This is a genomic window from Chroococcidiopsis sp., from assembly GCF_051657925.1.
Taxonomy (GTDB): domain Bacteria; phylum Cyanobacteriota; class Cyanobacteriia; order Cyanobacteriales; family Chroococcidiopsidaceae; genus Chroococcidiopsis.
This window is the reverse complement of sequence record NZ_JBOFLP010000293.1, coordinates 1-8,302: the sequence shown is the minus strand read 5'-3', so window position 1 is coordinate 8,302 and position 8,302 is coordinate 1. Positions and strand designations below refer to the sequence as shown.

The 8,302-nt window shown below is 44.4% G+C and carries 6 protein-coding genes; 3 read left to right on the top strand and 3 right to left on the bottom strand.

Annotated elements, in window-relative coordinates; all coding sequences use genetic code 11:
- The 3 genes from ACRC32_RS23905 to ACRC32_RS23895 all read right to left on the bottom strand — a co-directional run.
- Positions 1-394 (bottom strand): hypothetical protein (locus ACRC32_RS23905; RefSeq protein WP_438556316.1); only part of this gene is annotated, 394 nt, incomplete at its 3' end.
- 335 nt (positions 395-729) lie between these two features.
- Positions 730-1,653: a hypothetical protein gene (locus tag ACRC32_RS23900; protein WP_438556315.1), complete on the bottom strand. Its 924-nt coding sequence runs from the start codon at positions 1,651-1,653 to the stop codon at positions 730-732.
- A gap of 362 nt (positions 1,654-2,015) precedes the next feature.
- Positions 2,016-3,608, bottom strand: coding sequence for a B12-binding domain-containing radical SAM protein (locus ACRC32_RS23895; RefSeq protein ID WP_438556314.1), 1,593 nt, complete (start codon positions 3,606-3,608; stop codon positions 2,016-2,018).
- An 823-nt stretch (positions 3,609-4,431) separates the two neighbouring features.
- Between ACRC32_RS23895 and ACRC32_RS23890 the strand changes: the two genes are divergently transcribed.
- From ACRC32_RS23890 to ACRC32_RS23880, 3 genes are all read left to right on the top strand, one after another.
- Complete coding sequence (locus tag ACRC32_RS23890) at positions 4,432-4,845, top strand: fasciclin domain-containing protein (protein WP_438556317.1); 414 nt, start codon at positions 4,432-4,434, stop codon at positions 4,843-4,845.
- 191 nt (positions 4,846-5,036) lie between these two features.
- Positions 5,037-5,636 (top strand): hypothetical protein, encoded by a 600-nt coding sequence (locus tag ACRC32_RS23885; RefSeq protein WP_438556313.1) that lies wholly within the window; start codon positions 5,037-5,039, stop codon positions 5,634-5,636.
- A gap of 322 nt (positions 5,637-5,958) precedes the next feature.
- Positions 5,959-8,274, top strand: a complete 2,316-nt coding sequence (locus tag ACRC32_RS23880; protein ID WP_438556312.1) for an NACHT domain-containing protein — start codon at positions 5,959-5,961, stop codon at positions 8,272-8,274.
- Positions 8,275-8,302 lie beyond the last annotated feature (28 nt).

Below are 8,302 nucleotides of genomic sequence, written 5' to 3'. Positions count from 1 at the left end.
CTTTAACAGCACTGACTGTATCTGTTGTCGTGGCGTTAACGTCCAAAGCTGTATTTTTAACGGCATCTCCTACATCTTTTACAGTTTCGTTGACACTATCCGCTACAGTCCTGATTGCGTCGCCTACATTTGTTACAGTTTGACTGAAACTACCAGTTGCACCTTTTACTGCATTTCCTACGGTTTTGACAGTTCGGTCAACTTTTTCAGTTGTACCTTTAATAGTTAAAGCCGCAGCGATCGCGCCCAATGTAGCACCAATAAGTGCTCCAATCGCTACTTTAGCTAACTCGTTGTTCTTACTTTGACCTGCTACATCATCATCGACTCCATCTGTTAGTAGATCGACATTTTCTTCGGAGCGCTCTAAAACCTGCTGGTTCTCGTTCATCATAATCTTCTACTTTGTGCTAAGACGAAAAAGCAATATTTAAACCTTTTTACTTTGACTTGCCAAAGTCTAGCCATGGAAAAACATAAGTTATCTACTCACTAATAACTCATGATTTTGTTTGTAGGTAGCCCTCAAAGTCTAAAGAATTAAGTATAATTACCTTGCGAAAAAAATTATTGCTTATTCTTATTCCTTGAGAACTACCTTGTTAAACTCACTTCAGCTACAAACTAAGAAATTACTACGTTAGCAATGTCATTCGTTGGGTTATGAGAGTGACTAAAGCCAAGCGAGTTTTTCTTCAAATGAGTTTTTTGAACAGAAACTATCGACATTTATTCATTTACAGACATAGGTGACTCTTTGAAAGTCTCTTCTGTCTGCTCTGGATTTGAAATATAGACAGTTGGTGTCCGATCAAAATTTTCCATACCGACTGCATCATTCTCGATTTGCCGGTCGCCTAGAGCTATTCTCTCTTGATATCGATCGCTTTGCTCTTCAAATGGTCTAGCGTTCTGTACTGCATCCTTGGCTGTGTCTGTAGTATTTTGTACAGCTCGATCGACACCCTGCGCTGTATTTTGTACTGCGTCGAGCGCGCCTACCGTGGTCTGCTTGGCTCCTTCAGCGATATTTTGTGCTGTATCTTTTGCTTGATTCGCAGCTTCTTGTACAGCACGATTTACACCCTGCGCTACGTTCTGTACTGCGTCGAGTGTACCTATCGTGGTTTGCTTAGATGCTTCAGCAACACCTTCTGCTGTGTCCATTGCACCACCTACAACGGTTTGGATAGTACCCTCAGCAATACTCTTTGCCGCGTCCCCTAAACCTTTTGCTGTTTGACCAAGACCATTACCAATAGTCTTTGATGCATCTCCTAGACCTTTTACAGTATGGTTAAATCCCTTGCCTATTCTCTTGCCAGCGAAAGCACCAGCTAATGAGCCTAATGTTACACCAATGAGTCCTCCTACCAGTGCTCGGTTTAACGCAGCATTGTTACTTCCATTTGCTGGACGAGCATCGGATTGAGGCGTAGTTGTAGGAGCATTTGCAGATGTAGATACTCCAGCACCTATGTTTGTACTCGTTGGAGCGGCATAGGAGCGATCTGCTGGCATACGGTTGGTATATTCAGTTTCAGATACTCCGATACCTACGTTTGTACTCGTTGGAGCGGCATAGGAGGAATCTGTTGTCATGCGATTAGCATTTTCAACTTGTTTTTCTAAAGCCTGCTTATTCTCAACCATGTCAATAGTCTCCTTAATTAAAAAAGATTAAAAACTAGATGAACGTTGGTCGTTCTTAATAGCTAACCTAACAATTGCATCTCATAGCTTAATCACTCTAAAGAGACAGATTCTAAGTCGTTTTTAATACGCCTTAAGTCCGTAATTTTTATTAGATTTTTGTTACATTAGGAAGTAAAAAAGTAAGTCAAACTTTAGGTATAAAGTTAACCTGTAGCAACCCTAAATAAATTATACTATCGCGGGTAATTATCTAACCTAAAGCAGATACCAAACAAGGATTTGAGCTAATCAAACTAACAGAAATAGGGAGATGTTGTAGAGCTGGCAGTCCCACTTTTGCTTAAATTAGAGCGCGATCGCTAATAACCAGTCGTAGTGCTCGATACAAGCTTTCCTGGGCTAAGTTCCACGGTTGGAGCAGTTGACTTCTGGATAAGTTGCGCTTCAATTTCGTTACGCACGATTTCTCGATAGTGGAAGAAATGCTCGCCTAGAGCGCAATTGCTCAGATAAGAGACAAATACTTTGGGACGATGCTGAATAATTGCAATTAACTGTCGCCAAAATTGAAAGCGTGTTTTGCGCTTGAACCCCTGTTTCCAGAAGATCGATAACACTGCTCGCAGCTCAATCGGTTCCAGCATTCGGAATGGGACTTTATGAGGAGTGGGCTTGAGTTCCATATAATGCCGATAAACTCGTGATAAGTAGCGGCTCGGCTCGTACAATTCCCAAAAACAACTGAGGTACTCGCGGGCTAACTCTTCCACAGGACGGGTTGGCACAAAATTAGTGAGCGCCATTTGATGTCCCTGCGTTTCTTGCATTGCCTCCAGCAACCGACCTTCTGTTTGTAGTCGTTTCCACAGAGCCGTGTTGGGGAGAGCTTGTAACATCCCGAACATCGCTTTATGAATCGCTGTCGCTTCTACAAAATCAATGATCCGCTGACCCGCACCCGATCTTTCACTATCGAAGCCCAAGATAAAACCAGCCATGACGCTCAAACCCGCTTGATTAATTTTTTGGACGGATTCAACTAAGGAGTCGCGGGTATTTTGAAACTTCTGCGTCAGAGCTAGGGAATCGGTGTCTGGTGTTTCAATACCGATAAAAACAGCACCGAAATTGGCATCGATCATTAAATCTAGCAATTCACGATCTTGTGCTAAATCGATAGAAGCTTCAGTTGCGAGGCGAAACGGGTAACGGTGCGCTGCCATCCAGGGACCGAGTTCGCGTAATAACAGCTTGACGTTGCGCTTGTTGCCAATAAAGTTATCATCTACCATAAAAACAGAACGCCGCCAGCCTAAGTCATAAAGCGTCTGCAATTCAGCTAGCAACTGTGTTGGTGTTTTCGTGCGCGGCTTGCGTCCATAGAGGACGATGATATCGCAGAATTCGCACTGGAACGGACATCCACGTGAAAACTGCACTGACATTTCGTTATAGGCGCTAAGATCTAGCAGGTCGTAACGTGGAATCGGTGTATTGGTGACATCTGGTTTTTCGCCTTCAGCGCCAAAGATACCGGAGGTTTTGCCTTGCGCGATCGCATTGACTAATAAAGGCAGGGTAATCTCGCCTTCATCTAAAACTAGAAAATCTGCTCCCGCTTCCCGTGCTGGCTCTGGAACCGAGGTAACGTAAGGTCCACCCACAGCTACTAGTTTGCCACGTTGCTTTGCCTGGGAAATTAATTGCAACATATCTGGCTTCTGGACGATCATGCCGGAGATAATCACAAGTTCTGCCCAATTCCAGTCTGTTTCAGTCTCACATCGGACGTTGCGATCTACTAAGCGGAACTCCCATTCTTGAGGCAGAATAGCAGCGACGGTAATGAGTCCTAAAGGAGGCATGGAAACCTTACGTCCAATCAGTTCTAGAGCTTTCTCAAAAGACCAGAACGATGGAGGGAAGAGTGGATAGAGGAGTAAAACTCGCATTGTAAATCGTAATTAGTAGGGTGATAAAAATGGGAATTCAAACAGAGGTGTTGTGCTAAAAAAACGCGATCGCCTGCCCTTACACATAACAACTGGGGTATGAGATGGGTCGAAGGAAAGGTTCTACTTCTATTACGGTGACAGGGTGTTGTTTGATTTCTTTAATGAATTGATTGATTACGTTACAAAAATTAGAAAAATTATCTCTACTCGCGCTCAAAAATAGCTACTGCTGATATGGATAGAGAAAAATATACTAAACATAAATTTGTAGAATTTTCGCGATCTGCCGAAACACTCCAAGGTTTAGCGATCTAGGTCAGAATGAAAAGAACCTCTATTGGGGAATAAGTATGCCAGAACAGAAAAAAGGTAACAGAGAATCCAAAAAGCCAAAAGCGAAATCTGATGGCACTAAAAAGCAAAAAAAAGACCCTAAGAGACATGACAAACTAACATGATGGACTAGGAGATAATTAGTCTTAGTTTTTCCACCTTGGCTTGACTACCCAGGTATGCCCCCGATTGTTGGAGCGGGGGCTAGTTTTTAGGTGCTAAATCTAGCATAAATAGCAATTAGCGATTAGCGATTAGCCCTTACCCGAAGGATTTACCAAGGGCTTAAATACAGAAGGGATTCGATTGAGCATTCCCTTGGCAATCAAATACAAAATTTAATCTAACTACTTGAGGTTTTTAGCAGAAAATATACAATTTATACACTATTCAAACATTGCTGAAACATGATTTCTAACAGTAGGGTGTTATACTAGTTTTGTTAGCAGATTACTGTTAGCAAATTGCACATAACCAGGTGAATTACATGGCTGATATTGTTGATACCGCCGTCAAGGCTGGTTCTTTTAACACGCTGGTTGCTGCTGTCAAGGCTGCTGGTTTGGTAGATACTCTCAAAGGTGCTGGTCCATACACTCTATTTGCACCCAATGACGAGGCGTTCGCCAAGCTTCCAGCAGGCACAGTAGACGCATTACTGAAAGACATTCCCAAACTCAAGAAAATCTTGACTTATCATGTCGTTTCTGGCAAGGTAATGGCAGCTGACGTGGCTAAGATGAAGTCAGCTAAAACGGTTGAAGGTTCGGATGTAAAAATTGACGCTTCCAAGGGCGTTAAGGTGAACGATGCCACAGTCTCAACAGCAGATGTTGCGGCTGATAATGGCGTGATCCATGTCATCGATACAGTGTTGATGCCTGCATCAGTACCCGCTTAAGTCTTGAATTACAACAAAGACGAGCAATCCGGCTAAGTAAAGGCTCGACTACCTGATGGCATTTACTTCAACAACGTAAATGTTTTGGAACCCGTGTAGTTGAGATTTCCCAACCCCCTAAAAAAGGGGGCTTTCTCGTTTTCCCCTTCAATTAACATCTTTAGGGGAGAACATTTGCCAGGAGGTATGGTGTGCAGGATAAGATAAAAGCTTTACGGCAGGAATTCACCGCAGGCAATTATACCAAAGCCGCAGAATTGGCACAGAATTGGCGATCGCGTCTAGCTTTGGACTGCCTAGAACAATCTGCTGCAACTAGAGAAAGCATTGTTTGCTGGCTCGTAGGAGAGAACTTAGAGCGATTTGAGATGCTCGACTCTGCTCAGCTAGAAACTATCCGGCAAGCAATGGCATACCGCTACCGCCTTTTGCAGCAGAGATATTTGGATCGCTCGCCACGACAAGCTTATGAAAATTTAATGACTCGCTTAGTTAGTTTTGTCATGTTGCAGAAAATCTGCGAATGGGATTTTCTCGATCGCAGCCGCATCTTAACCGTAGTGGATGTACTGCAAGCAGGAATTCAAGAATTACTGCAAAGCGATCGCTACATGCAGCAGCAAATAGCTTGGATTACTCGATGCACTAACGATCCTAGATTGCGGAATGCCCTGCTTTTAGCCAGTCTGGAAGAGTATTGTTTACAGGTAATTTGTCATCAACCGTCGATCGTCGATTTATTTACCAACTATATGCGTTGTGGTTCTATAGGGTGTGATGCAGCCGTCTAAAGGTAGCGTTTGATTTTGTTGCAAAACTTATAAAAGCTCCCAGATGCCTCTCCACACCGCAAGCTGGGGAAGCAGATGCCGATCTTTGGCAAACTGGAAATCTAGCGATCGCCTATTTTTTGAAGCAGAAAAATTTGCTCAGAACTGCTAGTGGGGAACACTTTTAGCTATCGATTAGTCGATCGATTGAAGTGTAACTCAGGCGATTTTGTATAACTTAGTCGCAGGAAAATGTTGTTAGCATAGAAAAAATCATAAGACTTTACTCATTAACATAAGTTTAAGATTTGTGCAATGGTAATTTATACAAGCTCTTTTTTCTATGGCAAAACGATCGCTCCAAGCGTCACCGACTGGAATTCAACAGGCTAAAAGAGCGTTTGCCCTCAAGGGATGGACTCAGGAAAATCTGGCAGGGGAAGTTAATGTCAAGACTCGCCAACCGATTTGGCGGTTTTTCACTGGTCGTCCGGTCGATCGTTACATTTTTCTGGAAATTTGTTCTGTATTAGAGTTGAATTGGCGGGAGGTCGCGATCGATCCGCCAGTAGAATTCTTAGATCCTGGAGCAATCGCCGCAGCTCAACTTCTGGATATTGATGTTTTGGTGCAACAGGTGCGATCGCAACGCCAAGACAAAATTCAAAACCAGTGCGGTACGTTGCAGCTATTAGATACCAGCCGTCTGGTTGGCATAGACGACGTTTACATTGATGTGAATATTTTAGAGGAGATTGCCAGCGAGTGCTGGTTAGAGATCGCCGACTTGCAAAGCCCGACCTCAAAAGAATTCGACCGCTTTGGCATGGGTGAGGTGTCCCAGACACAAATTGCAGGCACGAGGGCAGTTGAAACCTATTCTAAGCTTAGGGTGTTGGGTAAACCAGGGTCAGGGAAAACCACTTTTTTGCAACATCTGGCAATCCAGTGCGATCGCGGCGAGTTTGCAGCAAACCGAGTGCCGATATTTATCACCTTGAGAGATTTTGCCGACGAGTCAGAAGCAGCAGGCGACTTTAGCTTATTAAACTACATCCATGCAGAATTTCTCACATCTGAAATTTCCACCCCGTCCGTTCTAGAAACCCTGCTGCGTCAAGGTAAAGTGTTGCTGTTACTGGATGGGCTGGATGAAGTCCTCGATCGCGATCGCAACGCCGTTGTCAAGGAAATTCGCCGCTTCTCTGAGAAATATCAAAAGAACCTGTTTGTCGCCACCTGCCGAACGGCGGCTAAAACGTTCAAGCTCAAGGGCTTCAAGGATGTCGAAATTGCCCCGTTTACCCAAGATCAAATTGCTGCCTTCGCCCTGAAGTGGTTTGCGGCATTCACGCAAACGAATCCCCAGGATGAGCTGGAACGTTCAGTTCAGTTCATTCAGAAACTAGACTTGCCCGAAAACTTCCAATTCCGCCAACTGGCAGTCACTCCCTTATTTCTGCACCTTGCCTGCTGGGTGTTCCATCGCCAGGAAAAATTCCCCACCAAACGAGCTGAGTTTTATAAGCAATGTCTAGACCTACTCCTGGTTCAATGGGATGAAGCTAGGGGCATTCAGCGAGATGAAGTTTACCGAGATTTTTTATTGCCACAAAAGCTCAGGTTACTGAGTCAGATTGCCGCAGTGACATTTGAGCAGGGGGATTACTTCTTTAAGCAACGCGCGATCGAGCGGCATATTGGCAACTATATGCGCGATTTACCGGATGCTCCTTTTCAACCAGAGGAATTGCAACTCGATAGTGAAGTGGTACTGAAGACGATCGAACTGCAACATGGATTATTGGCAGAACGAGCGCGGGGAATTTTCTCCTTCTCTTATCTAGCGTTTCAAGAATACTTCACCGCCAGGAAAATTGTTGCCAGTCATAATTTACAAGCATTAGAGCAAGCCCTAGAACGATTGGTGAGTCACATTACAGAACCGCGTTGGCGCGAAATCTTTTTGTTGACAGCTGCCATGCTGCGGAGTGCAGACTCCCTGGTGCAGTTGATGAAGCAACAAATTGATGCGCTAGTCGCTCAAGACCCCTATCTCCAAGAGTTTTTAACTTGGGCAAGCCAAAAATCCTTGGTTCTACCCCAACCATCGCTAGCTGCAACTCGTGCGTTTTACCTTGCCTTGACCCAGACTCCTCACCTTGCGCCTCACTTTGCCCTTAGCTGCACCCTTGACCAGGGTAGGTTTCTGGATGTGGCGCTGGATAACCTGGTGTTGGAGTGTGCCATTGACTCTAGCTCGGATTTTGCCCATGCTCATGCCCTTAGCAATGCCTTAGACAATGCCTTGGCAATTGTTTTAGATGTTGGGTTATATCAATCTCTGCAACAACTCAAAGACCAACTTCCCGATCCAAAGCAGGGTAGGGAAAGGTTTCAGGAATGGTGGTCAACGCACCATCTAGCCTGGACTGAGCGATTGAGAGGGGCGATCGCCCTGCATCGAAATATTCAGCATTCTTGGGACTTTAGCCCTCAGCAGCAACAAACACTGCAACGCTATTATGATGCCAATCAGTTGCTGATAGATTGTCTCAATAGCAACTGTGAAGTCACAGTTGCTGTGCGCCAGGAGATTGAAGCCGCCCTGTTATTGCCGCAGAAAGAACTTGAAGAGAGAGAATGGCAGAAGTCCTGAATATCACGCCGCTTACAATATTGCAAAA